The 19,555-nt window shown below is 52.9% G+C and carries 19 protein-coding genes; 13 read left to right on the top strand and 6 right to left on the bottom strand.

Annotated elements, in window-relative coordinates:
• Positions 1-36 precede the first annotated feature (36 nt).
• Together yjgA and BN873_RS09830 are read left to right on the top strand one after the other, a co-directional pair.
• A complete protein-coding gene (gene yjgA / locus BN873_RS09835) occupies positions 37-354 on the top strand; it encodes a ribosome biogenesis factor YjgA (protein ID WP_053085293.1) in 318 nt (105 codons plus the stop codon).
• Positions 355-404: 50 nt separating this feature from the next.
• Complete coding sequence (locus tag BN873_RS09830; RefSeq protein ID WP_053085292.1) at positions 405-1,535, top strand: Rpn family recombination-promoting nuclease/putative transposase; 1,131 nt, start codon at positions 405-407, stop codon at positions 1,533-1,535.
• Between the two features lie 104 nt (positions 1,536-1,639).
• Here BN873_RS09830 and BN873_RS21470 read toward each other — a convergent pair whose 3' ends face one another.
• Positions 1,640-1,852 (bottom strand): hypothetical protein, encoded by a 213-nt coding sequence (locus tag BN873_RS21470; protein ID WP_048673398.1) that lies wholly within the window; start codon positions 1,850-1,852, stop codon positions 1,640-1,642.
• Positions 1,853-1,950: 98 nt separating this feature from the next.
• Positions 1,951-2,613, bottom strand: a complete 663-nt coding sequence (locus BN873_RS09820) for a response regulator (protein WP_048673396.1) — start codon at positions 2,611-2,613, stop codon at positions 1,951-1,953.
• A gap of 83 nt (positions 2,614-2,696) precedes the next feature.
• Here BN873_RS09820 and BN873_RS09815 point away from each other — a divergent pair, with 83 nt between their 5' ends.
• Entirely contained in the window at positions 2,697-3,191 is a 495-nt protein-coding gene (locus BN873_RS09815; RefSeq protein ID WP_053085291.1) for a TlpA family protein disulfide reductase, read from the top strand.
• A gap of 36 nt (positions 3,192-3,227) precedes the next feature.
• Complete coding sequence (locus BN873_RS09810; RefSeq protein WP_048673394.1) at positions 3,228-5,012, top strand: sigma-54-dependent Fis family transcriptional regulator; 1,785 nt, start codon at positions 3,228-3,230, stop codon at positions 5,010-5,012.
• A gap of 73 nt (positions 5,013-5,085) precedes the next feature.
• Here the strand turns inward: BN873_RS09810 and BN873_RS09805 are convergent, their stop codons facing one another.
• The 3 genes from BN873_RS09805 to BN873_RS09795 form a co-directional block, all read right to left on the bottom strand.
• The gene (locus BN873_RS09805) at positions 5,086-6,126 is read right to left on the bottom strand and encodes a hypothetical protein (protein WP_048673392.1); all 1,041 of its coding nucleotides are present in this window, start codon (positions 6,124-6,126) and stop codon (positions 5,086-5,088) included.
• Positions 6,127-6,481: 355 nt separating this feature from the next.
• Complete coding sequence (locus BN873_RS09800) at positions 6,482-8,446, bottom strand: histidine kinase dimerization/phospho-acceptor domain-containing protein (protein WP_048673390.1); 1,965 nt, start codon at positions 8,444-8,446, stop codon at positions 6,482-6,484.
• Positions 8,443-11,658, bottom strand: coding sequence for a hybrid sensor histidine kinase/response regulator (locus BN873_RS09795; RefSeq protein ID WP_139031684.1), 3,216 nt, complete (start codon positions 11,656-11,658; stop codon positions 8,443-8,445). The genes BN873_RS09800 and BN873_RS09795 overlap by 4 nt, the downstream gene beginning before the upstream one ends.
• A 300-nt stretch (positions 11,659-11,958) precedes the next feature.
• Between BN873_RS09795 and BN873_RS09790 the strand changes: the two genes are divergently transcribed.
• The 5 genes from BN873_RS09790 (at position 11,959) to BN873_RS09770 (ending at position 14,986) form a co-directional block, all read left to right on the top strand.
• Positions 11,959-12,405, top strand: a complete 447-nt coding sequence (locus BN873_RS09790; RefSeq protein WP_048673386.1) for a hypothetical protein — start codon at positions 11,959-11,961, stop codon at positions 12,403-12,405.
• Between the two features lie 67 nt (positions 12,406-12,472).
• The gene (locus tag BN873_RS09785; protein ID WP_048673384.1) at positions 12,473-12,838 is read left to right on the top strand and encodes a cupin domain-containing protein; all 366 of its coding nucleotides are present in this window, start codon (positions 12,473-12,475) and stop codon (positions 12,836-12,838) included.
• 82 nt (positions 12,839-12,920) lie between these two features.
• Positions 12,921-13,736 (top strand): class I SAM-dependent methyltransferase, encoded by an 816-nt coding sequence (locus BN873_RS09780; RefSeq protein WP_048673382.1) that lies wholly within the window; start codon positions 12,921-12,923, stop codon positions 13,734-13,736.
• A 111-nt stretch (positions 13,737-13,847) separates the two neighbouring features.
• Positions 13,848-14,477, top strand: coding sequence for a nitrous oxide reductase accessory protein NosL (locus tag BN873_RS09775; RefSeq protein ID WP_048673380.1), 630 nt, complete (start codon positions 13,848-13,850; stop codon positions 14,475-14,477).
• A complete protein-coding gene (locus tag BN873_RS09770; RefSeq protein ID WP_374727160.1) occupies positions 14,474-14,986 on the top strand; it encodes a nitrous oxide reductase accessory protein NosL in 513 nt (170 codons plus the stop codon). The genes BN873_RS09775 and BN873_RS09770 overlap by 4 nt, the downstream gene beginning before the upstream one ends.
• A gap of 104 nt (positions 14,987-15,090) precedes the next feature.
• Here BN873_RS09770 and BN873_RS09765 read toward each other — a convergent pair whose 3' ends face one another.
• Positions 15,091-15,780 carry a tellurite resistance TerB family protein gene (locus BN873_RS09765; protein ID WP_048673378.1) on the bottom strand — a complete coding sequence of 230 codons (690 nt, stop codon included), beginning with the start codon at positions 15,778-15,780 and terminating at the stop codon, positions 15,091-15,093.
• 333 nt (positions 15,781-16,113) lie between these two features.
• Between BN873_RS09765 and BN873_RS09760 the strand changes: the two genes are divergently transcribed.
• The 4 genes from BN873_RS09760 (at position 16,114) to wsfD (ending at position 19,530) form a co-directional block, all read left to right on the top strand.
• Positions 16,114-16,479, top strand: a complete 366-nt coding sequence (locus BN873_RS09760; protein ID WP_048673376.1) for a cyclic nucleotide-binding domain-containing protein — start codon at positions 16,114-16,116, stop codon at positions 16,477-16,479.
• A gap of 6 nt (positions 16,480-16,485) precedes the next feature.
• Entirely contained in the window at positions 16,486-16,788 is a 303-nt protein-coding gene (locus tag BN873_RS09755; RefSeq protein WP_048673374.1) for a hypothetical protein, read from the top strand.
• Positions 16,789-16,936: 148 nt separating this feature from the next.
• The gene (locus BN873_RS09750) at positions 16,937-17,821 is read left to right on the top strand and encodes an HpcH/HpaI aldolase/citrate lyase family protein (protein ID WP_048673372.1); all 885 of its coding nucleotides are present in this window, start codon (positions 16,937-16,939) and stop codon (positions 17,819-17,821) included.
• A gap of 335 nt (positions 17,822-18,156) precedes the next feature.
• On the top strand, positions 18,157-19,530 hold the full coding sequence (wsfD, locus tag BN873_RS20075; RefSeq protein WP_477021196.1) for a glycan biosynthesis hexose transferase WsfD: 1,374 nt from the start codon (positions 18,157-18,159) through the stop codon (positions 19,528-19,530).
• Positions 19,531-19,555 lie beyond the last annotated feature (25 nt).

Genomic DNA, 19,555 nt, shown 5'->3' with positions numbered 1-19,555 from the left:
CTTTGACTTCTTATTGCCTGAGCGTAGCGACTCCAAATGACGCAAAACGATCCCTTTTTTGATGATGAATCGTATGAGATGGAGTCGCCGCGCCCGCCCAGCAAAAGCCAACTCAAGCGGGAAGCCACTGCGTTGCAGAGTTTGGGCGAAGCGGTGGTCAAATTGTCCGCAACCCAGCTAAAACAGATGCCGCTCAGCGATGAGTTGCTGGCGGCCGTCAAAGCGGCTCAAGCGATGCCACAACGTGGGGCGCATAAACGGCAACTGCAATTTATCGGTAAGTTGATGCGAGGTTTGGATGAGGCAGAAGTTGAAGGGATTCGCACCGCCTTGGCCGCTTTCCGCACAAAATAGGTCACTCATACGGTTAATTTCCGTCTAGGTTTCGCAACGACTATACCGTTATGATCTATGATCCGGCCTATAAAAAACTGTTCTCGCAACCTCGGCTCATTGAAGATTTATTGAAAGGTTTCGTGCCGCAGCCGTGGGTGGCTGAACTGGATTTCAGCACCCTGGAAAAGCGCAATGTGCATTTTGTGACACCTCAACTGGGCTGGCGGCAGAGCGATGTCATCTGGCGGGTGAAGTTACGCGATCACTGGTTGTATGTGCTGATCCTGCTGGAATTCCAATCCAGCATCGATCGGTGGATGCCGCTGCGGTTGTGGGTGTACCTGGGGCTGCTTTATTTGGAGCTGCTGGAACAGCAACAACTGCTGCCTAATGGCAAACTGCCGCCAGTACTGCCGATTGTGCTCTACAACGGTGCGCCGCGTTGGCGCGCCAGCACCCAACTGGCCGATTTGCTGGAAACGCTGCCGGGATTGGCGCCCTATCAGCCGCGCTTTGAGTTTTTACTGCTGGATGAAGGCCGCTACAGTGAGCAGGATCTACGCTTGCCGCGTAATCTGGTGGCGGCCTTATTCCGATTGGAACATTGCCAGGAACCGGCGGATATTCTACGGGTCCTTCAAGAGGTAATTCCGGCGATTCAGCAACACCCAGAACTGGACAAGGCTCTGCTGGCCTGGCTGAAAACGCTGCTGGTGCGCGTACAATTTCCCGAAGAACAACTCACCGGAATAGATCACTTGTATGAGGTGACGAGCATGTTAGAAGAGCGGATGCGAAGTTGGACCGAGCGCTGGAAGCAGGAAGGTTTTAGGCAGGGTATCGCGCAAGGCTTAGAACAAGGCTTGGAACAAGGCTTGGAGCAAGGCTTAGAGCAAGGCTTAGAGCAAGGCTTAGAGCAAGGCTTGGAGCAAGGCTTGGAGCAAGGCTTGGAGCAAGGCTTGGAGCAAGGCTTGGAGCAAGGCTTGGAGCAAGGCTTAGAACGCGGCTACTTGGTCGGCGAACGGGAAACTTATGTGCGTCTGACTCGTCTCCGTTTTGGAGAGGCAACGGCGAACCAGCTTGCCCTTTGGCTAGATCGCATTCATGACCGCGAGCGATTGGCGCACATCGGCGACTGGTTGATCCAGTGTGAATCGGGTGCGGAGTTGCTTGAGCGGCTACCGAAGTTGCTGGATTAGGCGCTCTGAAGCCAATGATGCTGGCCAATGCTTTAGCTTACGGCCTCTGATTTAGGCGGTCGCTGTATTTGCAACCCGGCCCGTCATAAAACGGGCCGGATTTTTTATGCCTTCAGAACATTACCCGCCGCCGCATCCAACCACCTATGCCAAGCAGTACGGTCAACAGCAGCATGGCCCATTGCGACCATCGCCGAGCCGTTGTACCAAAGCTGCTGGCCGGTGTCGTTCAGGCTGGCGGCCAGCACCAGCGATGAGAAAGAGAGACTGACCAATCCACTCGCTGCAATATAAAACAGAATGTTATGACGACGCACAGCGCGGTATCCCTTGAAATTTTCCTGATCGAACGAGCAGTAACAGCCCTGGGCAAACGCCTGGCGCTCTGCTTGGATTCACATGGCCCCAGCACTGATCAGCCAGTTTCCCCCAGCCGATAGCCCACCCCACGCACGGTGCGGATGATGTGCGGACTCAGCTTGCGCCGTAGATTATGGACGTGAACCTCGACGGCGTTGCTCTCCACCTCCTCGCCCCAGCCGTACAAGCGTTCCTCTAACTGCTCCCTGGACAGCACCGCACGCGGCGAATCCACCAAGGCATGGAGCAAGGCAAATTCTCGCGCCGAGAGAGCAACGGCTTCGCCTTGATATTCAACGGTATGCGCCACGGGATCGAGCCGCAACGCGCCAATTTCCACCCAGCCCCGCGCCCGGCCCGCTTGCCGCCGCAACAAAGCCCGCATCCGCGCCAGCAGTTCGCTTAAATCAAACGGCTTGACCAGATAATCATCCGCGCCGCTATCCAAGCCCGCCACCCGATCCGGCACCGCATCGCGGGCGGTCAGAATCAACACAGGCGTTGTGACATCCCGCTGCCGCCAACCGCGCAGCACGCTCAAACCATCCTTTTTCGGCAGACCCAAATCCAGCAGCACCAAGGCATAGTCGGTCGTCTCCAGCGCCAGTTCCGCGCTACGGCCATCCTGCACCCAATCAACGGTAAAACCCTCCAGGCGCAACCCCTTGCGCAAGCTCTCCCCGATCATCGAATCATCTTCCACCAGCAACACTCGCATCGCCTCTACCCCGGCAAAATCGGTTACGCTTACTCGGTACCAGAGCCACCCGTTCGTATTCCTTTGACCGATAGGTTGTTCTCATGATGGCTGCTCAACCGCTGTTGACCCTTCTACTGCTCGTGCTACTCGTCGGCTGCGAGGCAGAATCTCCCCTGCTCAGGATCGGCACAGCCGCACCGGCTTTCACGCTGAATCGGCTGGATGGCGTCACCAGTCATTTCCCGGAACAGTATGCTAATCAAGTGGTTGCTATCCGCTTCTGGGCGGATTGGTGCCCCTCTTGCCGCAGCGAAATGACCGCGCTGGAGCCGGTTTATCGCCAATATCACGACCGGGGCTTGGTGATTTTAGCGGTGAATGTGCTGCAACCGGCGGAAACGGTGCGGCCATTCGTTACACAACTCGGCATCTCCTACGATGTGCTGCTGGATACTCAGGGCGAGGTGACGCGCCAATATCAAGTCATGGCGCTACCCGTCACCTATATCATTGACCGCAAAGGTATCATTCGCACTCGCATTCTCGGTGAGTCCACCCCTGAGGTGTTTACCAAAGAAATCACCGGTTTGTTATAAGCAGCTAGCCGATCAAGACATGTCGAGGTCTTCACCATGACCGATATTGCTCAGTCAGCCCCCGCCGTTTTGATGGTCGATGACACGCCAGCGAATCTCGGTGTTTTGTACGAAGTCCTGAGCGCTGCGGGCTATAGCGTTTTAGTGGCTGAAGATGGTGAGAGCGCACTAGAACGAGCGGCCTATGCCCAACCTGATCTTATCTTGCTGGATGTGATGATGCCGGGTATTGACGGTTTTGAAACCTGTCGCCGCTTAAAGGAGCAGCCGGAGACCCAAGCGATCCCCATCATCTTCATGAGCGCCTTAAGCGATACGGTGGATAAAATCAGGGGATTACAGCTTGGCGCAGTGGATTACATTACCAAACCCTTCCAGCATGAAGAAGTGCTGGCTCGCGTCCACACCCACCTGACGCTGCAACAACTCAAGCGCACCCTGGCGGAGCGCGAGGCACGGCTATCGGCCTTGGTAACCAGCGCCATGGATGCGATTCTGACTTTCGATGCCGATGGCCTGATCACCCTGTTTAACCCTGCCGCTGAAGCGATGTTTGGTTGCAACGCTGCCGAGGTATTGGGCCAACCCCTGGATACCCTTCTGGCCGCGCCACTGCGCCAAGTGGTGCATGACTATCAGCGGCAAAGTGAAGCCCGGCTCTGGCTGCCAGAGGGTTTGCAGGCGCTTCGGGGCAACGGACAGCCTTTTCCCATTGAGGCAACACTGTCACGGACCCTCGTCACCGGACAGCCGTTTTATACGATGATCCTGCGCGACATCGAAGCCCGTCAGCAGGCGGAAGCCGAGTTCAACCGCTTACATGGCTTAAACCTTTACCTACGAGATGAAATTCAAGCCGAACACGATTTCGAGGAAATGATCGGCGCCTCGACGGCGTTGCGCGCTGTCCTACAAGAGGTGGAAGCCGTCGCAGGCACACAGGCTACCGTGCTGATTACCGGCGAAACTGGCACCGGCAAGGAACTGATCGCACGCGCCATCCACAACCGCAGCACCCGCCAGGCTAAGCCGTTGATCAAGTTAAACTGCGCGGCGATTGCGGCCAGCCTGGCCGAAAGCGAGCTGTTCGGCCATGAAAAAGGCGCGTTCACCGGCGCACTGACCCGCAAGATCGGCCGCTTCGAACTGGCCAACGGCGGCACTTTATTCCTTGATGAAGTGGGCGAGCTACCGCTGGACTTGCAAGCCAAGCTGCTGCGGGTGTTGCAGGAAGGCGAATTCGAGCGGGTGGGCGGCTCGCAAACACTAAAAACCGACGTGCGGGTGATTGCCGCCACCAATCGTGATTTAGCCCAACGCTGCCGTGAAGGGCAATTTCGCGCTGATTTGTACTATCGATTGAACGTGTTTCCGGTGGAATCGCCCGCGCTGCGCTCGCGGCGCGAGGATATTCCGCTGCTGGTGCGCCATTTTGTTCAGAAATACGCAGCCAGCCTCGGTAAGAGCATCGACACAGTACCGCTGGCGACGCTGGCGCGGCTGCAAGCTTATTCCTGGCCAGGCAATGTGCGGGAATTGCAGCATGTGATCGAACGCGCAGTGATCATCAGCCGGAGTTCAACGCTAGAATTTGGCGACTGGTTACGCGAACCCACAGCCGAGGCCGGGCCAGGCAAGGTGTCGGTTTTGACCCTGGAGGAAATGGAGTACGAGCACATTCTCAAGGCGCTGGAAACCACTAGCTGGCGGGTCAGTGGCGAGCATGGCGCCGCACGCCTGCTCGGCCTGAAGCCAACCACGCTGGAGGCGCGGATGAAAAAGCTCGGCATTGAGCGCAAGCGCGGCGGCTTCGAGGCTTGAAGTTGGAGACTTGGCGAATCTGCCGTCAGCCTATTGGAATCAGCCGCTTTGAGCGATTTAAAAACCGGCATTGCTATTCGGTATTCGAAAACACCCTGAATGCTCTCTCGAAAATACCTCTATCCTTGGCAGGTCCATCGTAAGCGTAATAAAGATGGTCAGGCGACTCTAAAAGCTTTTGCAGGTGCTCGACGAACGGCCACGCACTCTTATAAAGAGTGCCGCCACCAGATCGTATCTTGGAAAGGTCGGCGCTAATTTTGTTAATACCAGTGAGCATTCTTTGGTCGTACATGAGCACATCCTTCGTAACCCCGTTGGTCATTTCAACCAAATCCTTTAGGCCATGTTTTTGGGCCATTTCCCTAAAAGGATACGTTCTCCAATGCGATGATGTATAAGCGCACCGACCATCAAAAGGCATGGCGCCATTTGTTGCTTTTGTCATCTCTTTCTTTTGTGAATTAGTCGAATTAAAAATGTAAACCCGCATCGGATTATAATTGTAATACCACAAATCCCATGCTTTATGGCTACCCAGACGCTCTGCAATACCCGCCATTTTCAAAATTCGATTAAATTCTTCGCCTGGCTTGACAGAATTTTGGTATGAAAATGACACCGCAACACGAATGATTTTACTCATTGCGGTCATTTGAAGTTCCTTAACTCGATTGCGCCTTACAATCACGATCTCCCCATCAGATTCATCAAAATTAATCTCATCAGCGCTGGGTTTTTCGAAAAACATTTCCATCATCCAGCGGTTAGCAGCTAATGGGTCTTGGCGCCGATATAAGGTCGCCACCAGCTTGACAGAGCTGCCAGGGGGCACTTTATTTTCATTCCAGTATCGATGAAGCTTCTCCAAGCTACCGGATTTACGCACCAATGCCCTGGCAAATCGGCCGCCATCGGTTCGATAAACAATCCAATGCCGCAATTTGTGAGCGACATTGGCGGCAAAATCATCAAATGCGAGAGCGTACTTGACAGTTATTGTGCTGGTTGAGCCAACGTATTGATCGCGGCGTTCCATTGCTGCATTGTCACGCTTTTTGAGTACCGAAAGAGGTGTGTGATCGGTACGTAATTTCTGGCTTTCGTTACCCATTCTCATTACCTCGATAAAGGAGAAATTCTGTTAGCCAATCGTTAGCAATAAACCCAGCGCTTTTAGTTAGCTGTTTACTGATATTGGCTTCACTCCGTCATAAGCAAACCTTTCGCCAAATTGCCGAAAAAACATAAAAAATATATAATCATTTGATTTCAATATATTTTTTGAAAAAAACAATACAGCTATTAAAGTGATTCTTGCTGAGGGTCGTCGGTATCCCCAAAATATTGGGAATAACCCAACATCTTGGTAATGGTTGGGATAGGCTGAAAGCGGGAATAAATCGATTGCGGGGGTTGAAAAATCAACCGCCAAATTGCTTGGCAAACGCTACTGCAAAAGCCATCCGTCAGAATCGAAGCCGAGGATCGCTCAACAACCGCACCAGTTGGTTGACTTGAAAAGCGCGCGCCATCTCGCGCAATTGCTCGACGAATGGCCGGTAGTCAGCATCGCGCTGTTCCAATTCGTCCATCTGAACCAGTAGGCTCTTGACATCGCCCCGCTGGGCGAGAACCCGCAGCGCGGCGATGTCCGAGGCGGGGGGTAAAAAGCATTGATCGAGGATGAGATCAGATACCCCAGAATCTGCCGCCGGTCGTGCTGCACGCCGCGCCACGAATCCTTCTACATCCGGTGCTGCCAGTTTGGACAGATCCAACAAGTCATTGATCAAACCCGCCAGTCGCTCGCCGGACTGGTGGATGGTTTCGACGCCCGCCCGCTGCTTGTCGCTCAGACCGGCGTCACGCAGCAGGATTTGGGTGTAACCCAGGATACTGTTGAGCGGCGTGCGCAACTCGTGGCTCATGTTGGCCATCAAGGTGCTCTTGGCTTGATTGGCCTGTTCGACCTCCACCTTAGCCGCGCGCAAAGCGTCCTGCACGCGCTGGCGGACTTCCATTTCCAGCCGAAGATCCCGGTTGGCATTTTCCAACTGCCGCGTTCGCTCTTCGACCCGCTGTTCCAGATCGGCGTTGAGAGTCTGAATGGTTTGCAAATAGCCTCGATTATTCTGAAAAGTAGTCGTTACCACCTCAAACCAGGGTTGCCACTGCACGGGCACGGCCGGTGGTACGGATAGCGATTGGCCGGTCGATTCGGCCCGCAGATAATCGACCAGCGCCAAGGCTGGTTTGATAAAGCGCTGGCGCAACAGGTCATGAATGATAAGCAACGTCAGCGCCAGCCCGGCAATCACGATCAGGGCCGGATACAAACGCGGCAACAAGCGAGCGGTGATAGCCGAGGACGGAATGCTGTGCAACAGATACCAGGGCGCCGACTTCAGACGCTGCGCGTGCAGGTAGTCGCTGCCCACGCGGCGAAATTCATCGGACGATTGCAGCAAGCTGCTGATAGGCACGGAACGCAGTGACTCTGGCAAAACATCTGCCAAGGTTCTGACCCGTTGATCGGCAGCGGTGTAAGGATGATCGGGATCGGCCAGCACCTGGCCGGTTTCACTGACGATCCAGACTTGACCCCAGCGTTCGCTAAAACTTTGCAATAACTCAGTGAGAAAGCCCAGCAGCACATCAGTGCCGACCATCCCCACATAACGACCTTGCTGGTAGACCGGCGCCGCGTGCGAGACCATCAACCCCGCGCCGGCGGTATCCAGATACACGTCCGTCCAGTAACTGCTGCCGTCCGGGTTACGTTCCGGCGTCGCCAGCCGATACACATCATAAGCAAACCAATATTTAAGTACGTTCTCAATGGTGCTGGCCTGCGCCGATTTCACCGTTACGGCGTTGTCTTGCCAGGGAAAAGCGGTGACGAAATCTTCCTGCCCGGAAAAATAATAGCTCCAGCGAAAGAATGGGGTGGTCGCATGATCGGCTCGCTGGAGCGCGAATAGCGCAAGTGCCATATCGAGTTCAGCCTGTCGCGCAGGTTCGCTTAAGAGTGCCATCCGGCCGATGATGGTGCCGCTCAATGCTTTGAATGCGGTCTGCTGGGCTGGATCGAGGCTGAGAGTGGTCAAAACAGCGCCGTCTACCGCGATCTGACTCGGCACCAGCCAAGCCCGCCATTCGCTGGGCTGGCGCTCGCTGGCGGTGGTCAGAAAATCCTCGGCCTGCCGACGCATGGCACTGACATGCAAGTTGGCGGTTCTGATGAAGGCGTTCAACATCACCCGCTGCTCGGTGACAATCTTATGCAGTTGGCCGAGTTCGTTTTCCCGCTGGTTAAAGAATTGCTGGGCAGTGAGCAGGATGATGACCAGCGATAACGGCGCGGCGCTCCAGGCCAGCAGTCGGTTGTAATGTCGGGTCAAGCGCCCTTGCGGTGTGGTAGTGCCGCTCATGGCGTTAGATCCCCACCCGCCAGTAGCTCATTGATTTTTTTGAGCTGGAATCGTTCAGCCAGATCGCGCACATGCGCCGTGAATGGCGCGTAAGCGGTATCGGCGCGTTCCAGCCGGTCGAGTTGCACCAGCAAATTCTTGATATCGCCGCGTTGGGCGAAATCGCGCAGGATGGCTAGATCGGTTTCCGGTGGAGCCAGCACGGTTTGCGCGCTGGGGCGCTCACTGGGCACCGACCGACTCGTCGTATCGGCATAGACCAGTTCCAGCTTCAGATGCAGGCGCAACAATTCCAGCAATTCATCCTGCCGGAATGGTTTGGACAGAAAGGCATCGGCGCCAGCCGCCAGATATTGCGCACGTTGGTGGCCGTAGGCACTGGCCGATACTGCGATGATGACGAGTTCGCGGGCCACCTCGGACTGGCGCAACCGGCGGGTGGCCTCCAGCCCATCCAGCACCGGCATCCGCATATCCATCAGCACGGCATCCGGCTGGAATGGCCCCACCAGATCAAGTGCCGCTTGACCGTTGGCCGCTTCCGCCACCTTAAAGCCGAGCGGAGCCAGCATGTCCACCAACACTGCACGATTTTCGCGCTTGTCATCCGCGATCAGCACCCGACGGCGCGGCCCGCGATAGCCAATCACCGGCGCGTTTGGGGCCGTCTCTATCCGCGTTGGTGCAGCGACCGCCGGCAAGGCCAACGCGAACCAGAACCGACTACCCTGGCCGAACGTGCTCTCGACGGACAGCACGCCGCCGAGCAATTCCACCAGCCGGCGGCTGATGATCAGTCCCAAGCCGGCCCCCTCGGTGGCTTGCGAGCGCTCACCGACCCGACCAAACGGCTGAAACAACTGGCTCAGTTCCTCGGCGCGAATGCCGCAGCCCGTGTCGGTCACGGCGAAGCGAATCCGCCCTTCATCAGTCGTGATAGCAAAGCCGATCTCGCCCGCGTCGGTAAATTTGATGGCATTGCCGATCAGATTGAACAGAATTTGCCGCAGCTTGCGTTCGTCGCCTCGGACATGGACGGGCAAGCCTGGATCGGCGTCGGTGCGAAAATGCAGATTCTTTTGCTTGGCTCGCACCGCAAACGCACCGGCGATCCCTTGCACAAAATCGCACAGATCGAATGTTTCGCTCTGCACGTCCAGTTTGTTCGACTCGATCTTGGCCAGGTCCAGAATGTCGTTGATCAGGCCCAGCAGGTGCTCGCCGGATTGCTGGATGATGGTGAGACCGCCGTGCGCTTTCTGCGCTAAACCAGCATCGCGCAGCAGAATCTGGGCGTAACCCAGGATGGCGTTCAAGGGCGTGCGCAACTCGTGACTGATGTCGGCCAGAAAACGGCTTTTGGCGCGATTGGCCTTGTCCGCTTCTTCCTTGGCTTCCCGCAACGCCTGTTCGACGCGCTTGCGCTCGCTGATATCCTTCATAGTACCGAGCATCCGCCGGGAGCGATCCTTGATATCGGTCAGCAACACCCCCTCATCTTCCAGGTAGATATAGCTGCCATCCGCGCGGCGAAAACGGTATTCGACCTGGTATTTGCGGAATTCGCTGCGCGCTTGCCGCAGAGCTTGCAATGCTTGGGCACGATCATCGGGATGGATGCGCTCTGCCCAGCCGTCGATGTTCAGTTCCGCGAATTCCTGAAAACGGTAGCCGGTAATCTGCGGGATCGGGCCAGCCCAGTCGATCCGGCCGCTGGAGAGATCGTAGTCATAGACGATGTGGCCGGTCTGCTCGGCAACGACACGATAGCGGGTTTCGCTAGCCTGCAACGCTTGGTAGGCCTGCATCCGACCCGAACTTTCCTGCTGGAGATTCCAGTCGCGTTGGCGAATTTCATCCGCAACCGACTGAGCGGCGATGGTGAAGGCGGCGGCCAGCTTGCCGATTTCGTCGCGGCGGGTGGTATCCAGTGGGATGAGTACCCGCTGTTGGCCCATCTGGCGGACGGCGACCAGCAATTGCCGCAGCGGCACGGCGATCTGCCGGTGCAGCAGCATCGCCAGCACCGCCAACACCAGCGCCAGCGAGGCAAAACCAGCCCACAACACCCACTGCGCGGCTTTGAACGCCTCGCTTCGAATCAAACTGCCCGGCAGGGTGGACGCAAAATACCAGCGCGGCCCCTGCAAGCGGCTGATGGCGTAATACTGGTCGGCATCCGGGTTGTAGCCGTAATCCGGTAATACCGGCGCGTGGGTGGTCAGCGCCAGCAGAGCACGCAACCGCGCGTCGCTGGTCTGCTGGATAAAGTAAATACCCTCATGTTCAATAATTTTCGGCTGATAGGTTCGGTCGATGATCAATCGACCGTCGTCCCGAAACACTGTGTGAGCGGCGCCTGGAATATCGGCGCGCAGGATGCTGGCTTCCAAATCGTCGAGCAGCGTATCGCTGGCCACGGTGGCGATATGTTCGCCGTTCAGATCAATGGGGGTAACCGCTGGCACCAACAATTGCCGGTAGGCCGGCTCGTACTCCGGGCCGGCCCAGACCGTTTCCCGACGGGCGTTGCGAGCTGGGGTCGCCATCAAGAAAGAATCCTGCTGGTTCAGCACCCAATCGGCGGGCGTGTCGGCGGCCCAATGCACCTGGTTGGATCGCGCGGGATCATCGTAGCCCATATTGGCGGATTCAGTGGGGTGCAGAAAATATAGGTTGACGAACCGGGTCGTCGTCAGCCGGGAAAACTGTTCCGACAGATCGAAAAACAGCATCCATAGTCGTTTGAATTCGGGGTTGGGCCGCACGTCCTTATGAATCCAACCGGTCGAATACCGAGTGATATCGGCATATTCCGGCCGGTTGCGGAGCGCCCCGTCGGGGTAACGCACCATCAATTGATCGAAGCGCCGTTCGAAGTCGGGTGATGGTTCCTGGTAGCGCCGCAGAAACTCCTGCTTGATCACCTGATGAAATTCCCGTGCCAGCGCGAAGTGGGCTTCGTGAAATTTGGCGCGCTGCACCGCATATTCACGTAACTGATCCACCGCCCGTCGTTCGATTTCCTTAAAGAGGATCTGGTAGCTAACGCCGCTGGCCAAGGCGATGATCAGCGTAATGCCGAGCGCGATCTTCAGTAGCGCCTTGCCGACCAGGGTTTGCCAATAGGCTTTGATGCGCATGGGGTCCAGATCAAGCAGTGATGGGTGTGGTAACGATGCGGCGTTTTGCTTGTGAGCCGATTCAATCAACTATAGCGTATTCGTCGGCTGGCCTACCGCTGCGATTTCAGGGCATCGCTTGCGAAGGGAACTGATTAAGCTTTTCCCAATATTTTGAAAAATTCGCAACATTTTGCGAAGGGAAAAGACCGAGCCAGATCGACACGATCACCGTTTCATAGCTACCGCCACTTGGCAATCAAGACCTTACAACCCGTTCTCCGAAGACTCCTCATTGGCATCCGGCTTGCTATTAACCCATTGGCGGAATCTTGAGTCTGCTGAAAGCTTTTATCTTTCGATTAACAAAAAATCTTTGGAGAACGTAACGTGGTTGCTTTAGAACAAACTCTTCAATCCACTGCTCCCAAGCGCCGTAGCGAAATCGGCTGGATCAGTAGCGGTATTTTAGCCCTCTTCTTATCGCTCATAGGATTTGGGATCGGCGCCAAGATTTACTTCAACGGCAATGAGGAATGGTTACGTTCCGCTGTGTTCGGCGCCTTCATGTTAGTAAACTCTTTGCGTATCCTGGCCTATGTCCCGCAAATGGTGGCTGCGGCCAAGGACACCAATGGTGCGTCTGGGGTTTCTTGTGCAACCTGGAGCCTTTTTTTGGTGTCGCATCTCACAACGATTGTCTACGCTATCGTCTATGTCGGTGATTCAGTGATGGCGTTGATCTTTTTTGGCAATGCATCGGCCTGCCTGGTTGTCCTCACCATTACTTTTATCAAACGTCGGCAGTATGCTATTGATCTCATGCAAAGAATATAATACAGGCTGCCAGCCATCATTGGCTATTAAATACAGCCAATCGAAATCAACAGGTTGAGAACGATCAATGCCAAAATCCACGGTAACCTACTGGAACCCTTTAGCGCCTGAACACCAAAAGGACTGGATTCCGATTCCAGGATTGGAAGGCTTTGTTGAAGAATTAACGCTCAGCATTGACCTAAAGACCGGCGAGTACTCCAGACTGACTCGTTTTTTGCCCGGCGCTGACACCGCTATGTTTGGTGGGAAAAGCCACTTGTACCCTGAGGAGGTGCTTATCATCAGTGGCCGTCTCTATGATCAGGCTTTCGAGCTTTGGCTTGAGGCTGGGCATTACGCCAGCCGACCACCAGGCGAATTACATGGGCCATTTAGAACGGACGTGGGCTGTGTCGTTTTTGAAGTGTCATTCCCCAACCGTGTTTCCTGAGCATCGGCAACGCTATAACCGGCACTATGCTTTCTCACTTCGCGAAGACGCCAAAGTTTCAGCGAAGCATTAAAGGCGAGTGATGATTGAAAAACATTACATTCACACCTTTTCAAAGCAGGAGCAGGATCGGCTTTTGAATCAGGCGCAGTTTCTCGAACGCTATATTTATCAGAATATTGATTTTAGCGATTGCCACCACCTTTTGGAGATTGGTTGTGGCGTTGGCGCGCAAATTTTGCTTCTTGCCAAGAAATTTCCCCATTTGAAAATAGATGGGATTGATTCGGCGTACTCGCAGATTGCGCGTGCCAATAATGTTCTTAAAGATTGCATTGCTAGTGGCACCGTAAAACTTCAAGTAGCTTCCGGTTATCAGTTACCCTTTGCTGACGGTTCTTACGATAGCGTTTGTATTTTTTGCGTACTGGAGCATACCAATCATCCCCTGGCTATTTTGCAGGAAGCCTACAGAGTATTAATGCTAAACGGTATTTTTTATTGTACGGAAGTATTCAACTCAGGTCTTTATATTTATCCGAACTGCCCGGCAATCAATGACTATTGGTACGCATTTAACCAGTATCAAATTGACGGCGGCGGTGATCCAGATATCGGAATAAAGCTGGCCAATCTAGCGATTGAAGCGAAGTTTAAGCAAATCAGTTTTTATGAGATATCGCCGCTGCTGGATGGCAGGATGCGATTGAAATCCCAACGGATTAAATTTCTAAATTATTGGAAGTCGCTTTTTCTCAGTGCTGCGGAAAATCTGCTTGCTGAGGGCAGAACAACATCGGCGATTGTATCAAGCCTACATCAAGAGTTTGCTGCATTGGTTGAAAACAGAAAGGCGATCTTCTGCTACTCAGGCAAACAGATCGAATGTTACAAATAATTTACAAAATATGGATTAAAACGCATAGTCATGATGAATAATCTCTATTTTAGAATGGTAAAAGCTCAGCGTATAATGACGATGGCCTTTCCAAAACAAGAGATCGCTCAAATGAACAATAACCATAACCCTGAACGCCGCCAGATCCTTCGCCTGCTCACCGTGGCAGGAGCCACCGTCGGTGTCGCTGCGCTCAGTCCGCCGGTACTGGCCGCAACGTGCGAGAACGACGGTACGCCACTGCAATTCATCCCCAAAACCGCCGCCGATGCCAAACCGCTCGACAACGAACTGAGCAAATACCCCAAATGCCCTTACTGCGGGATGGATCGCAAGCAATATCACCACAGCCGCCACCTGGTGCATTATCAGGATGATCTGGTAGACGCCACTTGCTCGCTGCATTGCGCCGCTTTGAGTCTGGCCATCAACCTGGATCGCGGGCCTAAGGCGATTTATGCGGCTGATTTCGGTGCGAAGGATGATCTCAAACCGCTGGTCGCTGTGGAGGCGGCCACCTACCTGATCGGCTCGAAATTGCCGGGTGTGATGACCAAACAAAGCAAGGTCGCTTTTGCCGCCAAGACCGCCGCAGAAGCCGCCAAAGCGGAACACGGCGGTGAATTAGGCGACTTCGACGCCGCCCTGCGTGCCGCCTATCAGAGCATGGCAGGCGATACGATGATGATTCGCAAGAAGCGAGCCGAGAAACGCCAGCAAGGTGCCGGGCACGGCCAATGAAATGGGCGGGCGCTCCACTAGCGGGCGCTATCTGGCTGATGCTGGCACTAGGGTTTAGCAACCTGTCGCCAGCCTGGAGTGAGGGTTTATCACTCCCTGGCCCTGGCCCCAAGGACACCTGCCCGGTGTGTGGGATGTTCGTCAGCCTCTATCCTGGCTGGGTGGCAACCGCGTTCTACAAAGACGGCCACGCCCATCATTTCGATGGCCCCAAGGATTTATTCAAATACCTGCTGGATTTGCCTAAATACGCGCCCGGCCATACCCAGGCGGATATCGCCACCATCGGCGTCACCGAGTATTACGGCGTCACCAAAATTGACGCGCACGCCGCCTGGTATGTGATCGGCTCGGACGTCCTGGGACCGATGGGTCATGAACTGGTACCGCTGGCTTCGCAGGCCGAAGCCGATGAGTTCATGAAGGATCACCACGGCCGCCGCATCCTTCGGTTTGAGGCGGTGAACTCAGCCTTACTGGAAAATCTTGACCACGGCAAGTTCGATTAGCGGTTTGATTCAGCAGTGCTGACCCTGGCGAGTCTGGGGATAATCCACAGTCCAGGGTCAGCGCTTGCGCTGTTAGCAAGATGGCAAATGCCTTGCGATCTGTCTCAGGTTTTGACTTGATCCAACAGCTCTGCAATCAGTTCGGGCGGCAATTTCAACTCTCTGGCCAGATCGTCCAAATAAGTCCGCTCGGCTTCATTATCAGGACTCATCGCCAACAAGGAAGTCAGATAGATTTCAACGGCAGCCGCTGGAGAATCCGCGCCGGCTGCTACCTCCTTCACGTTCAATGGCCCGGTGATTTCATCCTTTACGAAATGCAAGGCTTCGGGATCAAGATTGAGCTTTTGCAGGTAAGCATCGATCTTGGCCTGTTCGGTCTCATCAATATGCCCGTCTGCCTTGGCGGCGGATAACATGGCCCGCAAGAGTGCCTTACCGCGTTTGTCGAGTTGTGAACCACTGAGAGCCGTTACGGGTGGGCCTGGATCGACAACCGTGGTTCCGCTTTGCTTGGCCTGCCAATCCTGGAAGGTTTTATAAGCCAGGCCACCAATCGCCCCCAAGCTGCCGAGTTTCAACGCCAACCCGGTCAAGCCCCGCCCAGCACGGGTACCCAGCAGCAGCGCCGCGACCCCTGCCGCAGCGGCACCCTTACCCATGCTCGACCAGGCGGCATCGCGCTGAGAACCACTTTCGGGAATGTCGAGTTTTTGCTCGATCATATCCTGGCCCTTGTTCACCAGATCGCGCCCAGATTGCAAAAGCTGATCGAATAACGCGCCAACATCCATCGGAACACTCCTCATCGTGATTTTGACATCGCCGGCGGTTCAGAACCCGCGTTCAGCACGCCCCATCGGAACGGGGCCGCTTAGGCTAGTTTAGCTGCCAACTATTGCACAACACCAACAAACATCGGGGCCAGTCACCGACAATAGCGGTCATCAATGCGGCGCAATTGCCCGGTGGCTTTCTACCCCGGCCATACGGCAGCCTCGAAACCAAGTAGTTCACTGTTAAGGCCCCAGAAATCCGCTAAACTCCAAAAAATTATCGCGCAGACCATTCCTGCCGAGCCTTGGACAGGACTTTCCCACCTTATTCAGCACGACGCGGAGCATCGCATGAAAAACCAGGACCTGTTCAGCGCTATCGAACAATATCAATCCTTTACCGCCGGTCAAGCCATCTTCCGCGAAGGTGATTCGGCCCAAAACATGTACATCGTCGCCGAAGGCCAAGTTGATATCATGCTAGGTGAACGCATTCTCGAAACGATCAATCCGGGAGGCATCCTCGGTGAGCTGGCGTTAATCGATGACAAGCCCCGTAGCGCCTCCGCCATCGCTAAAACTGATTGCTTGCTCGCGCCTGTCAATCGGGAACATTTTCTGGTTCTCGTCCAGCGTACCCCGCTTTTTGCTTTACAGGTGATGCGCGCAATCACTGAACGGTTACGCCGCGCCAATAACCTACTGGCCAGTCGCTGAAATCCCATGATCTGGTTGGCTCTCTACTGGGCGGTGAAGGGCTATACCATCGGCGATATCATTGTCCGCGTTTTTGGCGAGAACATCCGCTTTCTGGTCAGCGCAGTGTTGTCGTTGGCATGGCCGATGTTATTGGCCGACCAGATCATTGCTGGTGGTAATTTACTGAATGCATTCGTAAATAATGAAATCCTGGCTTATGCCCTGTTCACGCTAATTTTTACCGTTTATACGTTGCTGGTCGGACAAGCCGGCACGGTCAAAATCGGGTTCTTGCGTTTCAGCGGTTATCGCTTCGCCACTCACTGAGCACCGCGCCGGACTTGATCAGTTATCTCCCTCCTGGCAGACGAGAAGGTGTAAAATTCTTACTGTTTTAGGCCACCACCGTTGGTTTTGGTGGCCGGTCCTGCCTACCTACCTGACCCACAACACACATGACCAAGGGAGAATAACGATGCCTAAATCCGCGCGTCCTCGCCGCAGTATGCTGTACATGCCAGGCTCCAATGCTCGCGCCCTGGAGAAAGCCCGCACCTTACCCGCCGACAGTTTGATTCTCGATTTGGAAGATGCCGTTGCCCCTGATTCCAAGGAACTCGCCCGTCAACAAGTGTGCGAGGCGGTGAAGGCCGGTGGCTTCGGTTTGCGCGAAATCATCATTCGGGTCAATGCACTATCGACCAAATGGGGTTATGAAGATATCGCCATGGCGTCAAAATCGGGTGCTAATGCGCTGTTGCTGCCCAAGGTGGAAAGCGCCGATGCGATCCGTCACATGGAATCAATCATGCGCGCCAATGGCGCACCCGATTCGATGACGATTTGGGCGATGATGGAAACCCCCCGCAGTATTCTGGAATCGCAGCGGATCGCGGAATCGACCCCACGGATGGAGGGTCTGGTGATGGGCACGTCCGATCTGGCCAAAGAACTGGACTGCGCGCACACCCACGAGCGCTTGCCGTTTATGAGTTCGCTGGGCCTGTGCCTGTTGGCGGCCCGCGCCGCTGGCTTAGCCATTCTGGATGGCGTTTACCTTGATTTAAATGATGAAACCGGCTTTGAGTTCGCCTGCCGCCAAGGCCATGAACTGGGTTTCGACGGTAAAACCCTGATTCATCCCAAGCAGGTCGGCCCCTGCAATAAGGTCTTCACACCTAAGCCGGCTGATGTCGAGTGGTCACGGAAAATCATCCAAGCCCATACCGACGCAGCGGCACGCGGCGAAGGTGTAGCGGTGGTTGACGGTAAATTGATCGAAAATCTCCACGTCGAAAGTGCCCGCCGGGTGGTCGGCATGGCCGATGCCATTGCGGCAATGGAAGCAGCCCATACCTGACGATTATTGCGTCAATCGCTCGCCTCAGATATTCAGTATCATTCCTCGCCACCTGGGATAAGGGTGGCGGGATTACCCAAGAGAAAAGAAAAACAGATCTATGTAAAAAAGGATCTTTTAAAATCATGAGTAACTATAAACAAATCTATTATAAATACCTATCGAAAATATCTTTAACCTCTATTTTTATTTACAGCATAACGTTATTAACAATTAGGAGTTACGCAGTTGAAATTCTAAGCGATTGATTAATGGAAAATTTCGGTTGTCTACCGCACAAGTCGATTTCTTTTAAAATCAGAGTGTTAGAGATCCAACTGCGTAACTCCTAAACAATAATAAAAATTATTGCTACTGTTTTTACAAGTCCTATTATGGGTTATGCTAATAATTATGATTTTCTTAGACAATCTAGTTGCATAGGAATTTGGCAATCTATCCAAGATAAGCCAAAAACCTCTGAGCATCTGGAAGGGCCTGTCAATTCGTTAATTTATGATGGTTCTAAAGATAGAAATCTTTGTATGAATTCTATTGATAATGCCTTTCCATGGATCGCAAAATCCTTTCATAAAATTGGCGATAAGATTGATTTTAGAGAAATTTCACTTTGGAAAATTATAATACTGTTTTTAGGGTTCTCATTATTAATTCACATCGCTACAGAAAAATATAAAAAACTAGCAATCTCCCTTATGTTTTTTTTGGTTTTTGGTGATATCACAAATTTACTTTATATTAATACCTTATATTTAGAATTTTCTGTCATCACCAGTTCTTTTTTTGCTTTATTTTTCACTATCCTTTTAATCTTATCGACATCAAAAAATATCCCTCTCTTTATTCTCGCATCCATATCAATCGTATGGCTTGGTTTAGCCAAGCTACAATATATGCCGCTGGCCGTTTTATTAGGGTTAATTTGTACAATAAGCCTAATTAAAAATTGGAAAGAAAAAAAGTTCTATCTTCTATTTCTTCTTATATCAATAGCCATCCCAATTATTTATAATAAAATGAATCCGCCTGACCATGGCCATATGAAAGCAGTCAATTTTGCAAATAAAACGGACACTTTTCTTGGAGCAATTTTACCAGCATCAACCAACAAAGAAGCCGCACTTTTAACTTTGAGTTTACCTAAAAATTGCCTCATAAGTATTGGTCAACACTGGTACACACCAGGGATTCATCAGAATTTTCCTTGTCCAGAAGTTGAAAACTTAAGCCGTTTTAAATTGATCAAACTTTTTATTAGAGACCCATCAACATTTAAAGAACCAATACGTAATGCAATACTTGGCGTCCTTCCTTTTTATCCACCATACCTTGGCCATCTTGAAAATAAAACAGATGAAAATTCACTAAAATATCTATTCTTAAAGAAGTCTTCTTTATCTTATATCTTAGCCAATATAACAAAAGAGGATTTTTATAATTTTATACTAATTTCTATTACTTTTGGTTTATTTTCATTAATCTTATGGATTACATTAAAAAACATTAATTCGAGTTACCGATTTCTCTTGATGATGGTTTCTATGGGTAGCTTAGTCATTTTTTACTCAATCTCTTCATCAGTATTTGGTGATGGCTATATCGCATTACAGAAACATGCAGTGGGGTTGTTGATTGGTGTTGCATTTCATTTAGTGGGATTAATTCTTTTATTTATAAATTGGATATCTGCTCGACTTTGTTTAAATTGACCTCAGCCAAGATGCCTTTGACAAT

This window comes from Candidatus Competibacter denitrificans Run_A_D11, from assembly GCF_001051235.1.
Lineage (GTDB): Bacteria > Pseudomonadota > Gammaproteobacteria > Competibacterales > Competibacteraceae > Competibacter_A > Competibacter_A denitrificans.
This window is presented reverse-complemented; position numbering and strand designations above follow the sequence as displayed.

What these genes read in the sequence shown, in the direction of transcription:
- BN873_RS09775 (WP_048673380.1), top strand. Translation starts at nt 13,848, where the DNA reads ATGAACAATAACCATAACCCTGAACGCCGCCAGATCCTTCGCCTGCTC.
- BN873_RS09785 (WP_048673384.1), top strand. Translation starts at nt 12,473, where the DNA reads ATGCCAAAATCCACGGTAACCTACTGGAACCCTTTAGCGCCTGAACAC.
- BN873_RS09805 (WP_048673392.1), bottom strand. Translation starts at nt 6,126, where the DNA reads ATGGGTAACGAAAGCCAGAAATTACGTACCGATCACACACCTCTTTCG.
- BN873_RS09820 (WP_048673396.1), bottom strand. Translation starts at nt 2,613, where the DNA reads ATGCGAGTGTTGCTGGTGGAAGATGATTCGATGATCGGGGAGAGCTTG.
- BN873_RS09750 (WP_048673372.1), top strand. Translation starts at nt 16,937, where the DNA reads ATGCCTAAATCCGCGCGTCCTCGCCGCAGTATGCTGTACATGCCAGGC.
- BN873_RS09815 (WP_053085291.1), top strand. Translation starts at nt 2,697, where the DNA reads ATGATGGCTGCTCAACCGCTGTTGACCCTTCTACTGCTCGTGCTACTC.
- BN873_RS09810 (WP_048673394.1), top strand. Translation starts at nt 3,228, where the DNA reads ATGACCGATATTGCTCAGTCAGCCCCCGCCGTTTTGATGGTCGATGAC.
- BN873_RS09770 (WP_374727160.1), top strand. Translation starts at nt 14,474, where the DNA reads ATGAAATGGGCGGGCGCTCCACTAGCGGGCGCTATCTGGCTGATGCTG.
- yjgA (WP_053085293.1), top strand. Translation starts at nt 37, where the DNA reads ATGACGCAAAACGATCCCTTTTTTGATGATGAATCGTATGAGATGGAG.
- BN873_RS09780 (WP_048673382.1), top strand. Translation starts at nt 12,921, where the DNA reads ATGATTGAAAAACATTACATTCACACCTTTTCAAAGCAGGAGCAGGAT.
- BN873_RS09760 (WP_048673376.1), top strand. Translation starts at nt 16,114, where the DNA reads ATGAAAAACCAGGACCTGTTCAGCGCTATCGAACAATATCAATCCTTT.
- BN873_RS09765 (WP_048673378.1), bottom strand. Translation starts at nt 15,780, where the DNA reads ATGGATGTTGGCGCGTTATTCGATCAGCTTTTGCAATCTGGGCGCGAT.
- BN873_RS09755 (WP_048673374.1), top strand. Translation starts at nt 16,486, where the DNA reads ATGATCTGGTTGGCTCTCTACTGGGCGGTGAAGGGCTATACCATCGGC.
- BN873_RS09830 (WP_053085292.1), top strand. Translation starts at nt 405, where the DNA reads ATGATCTATGATCCGGCCTATAAAAAACTGTTCTCGCAACCTCGGCTC.
- BN873_RS09800 (WP_048673390.1), bottom strand. Translation starts at nt 8,446, where the DNA reads ATGAGCGGCACTACCACACCGCAAGGGCGCTTGACCCGACATTACAAC.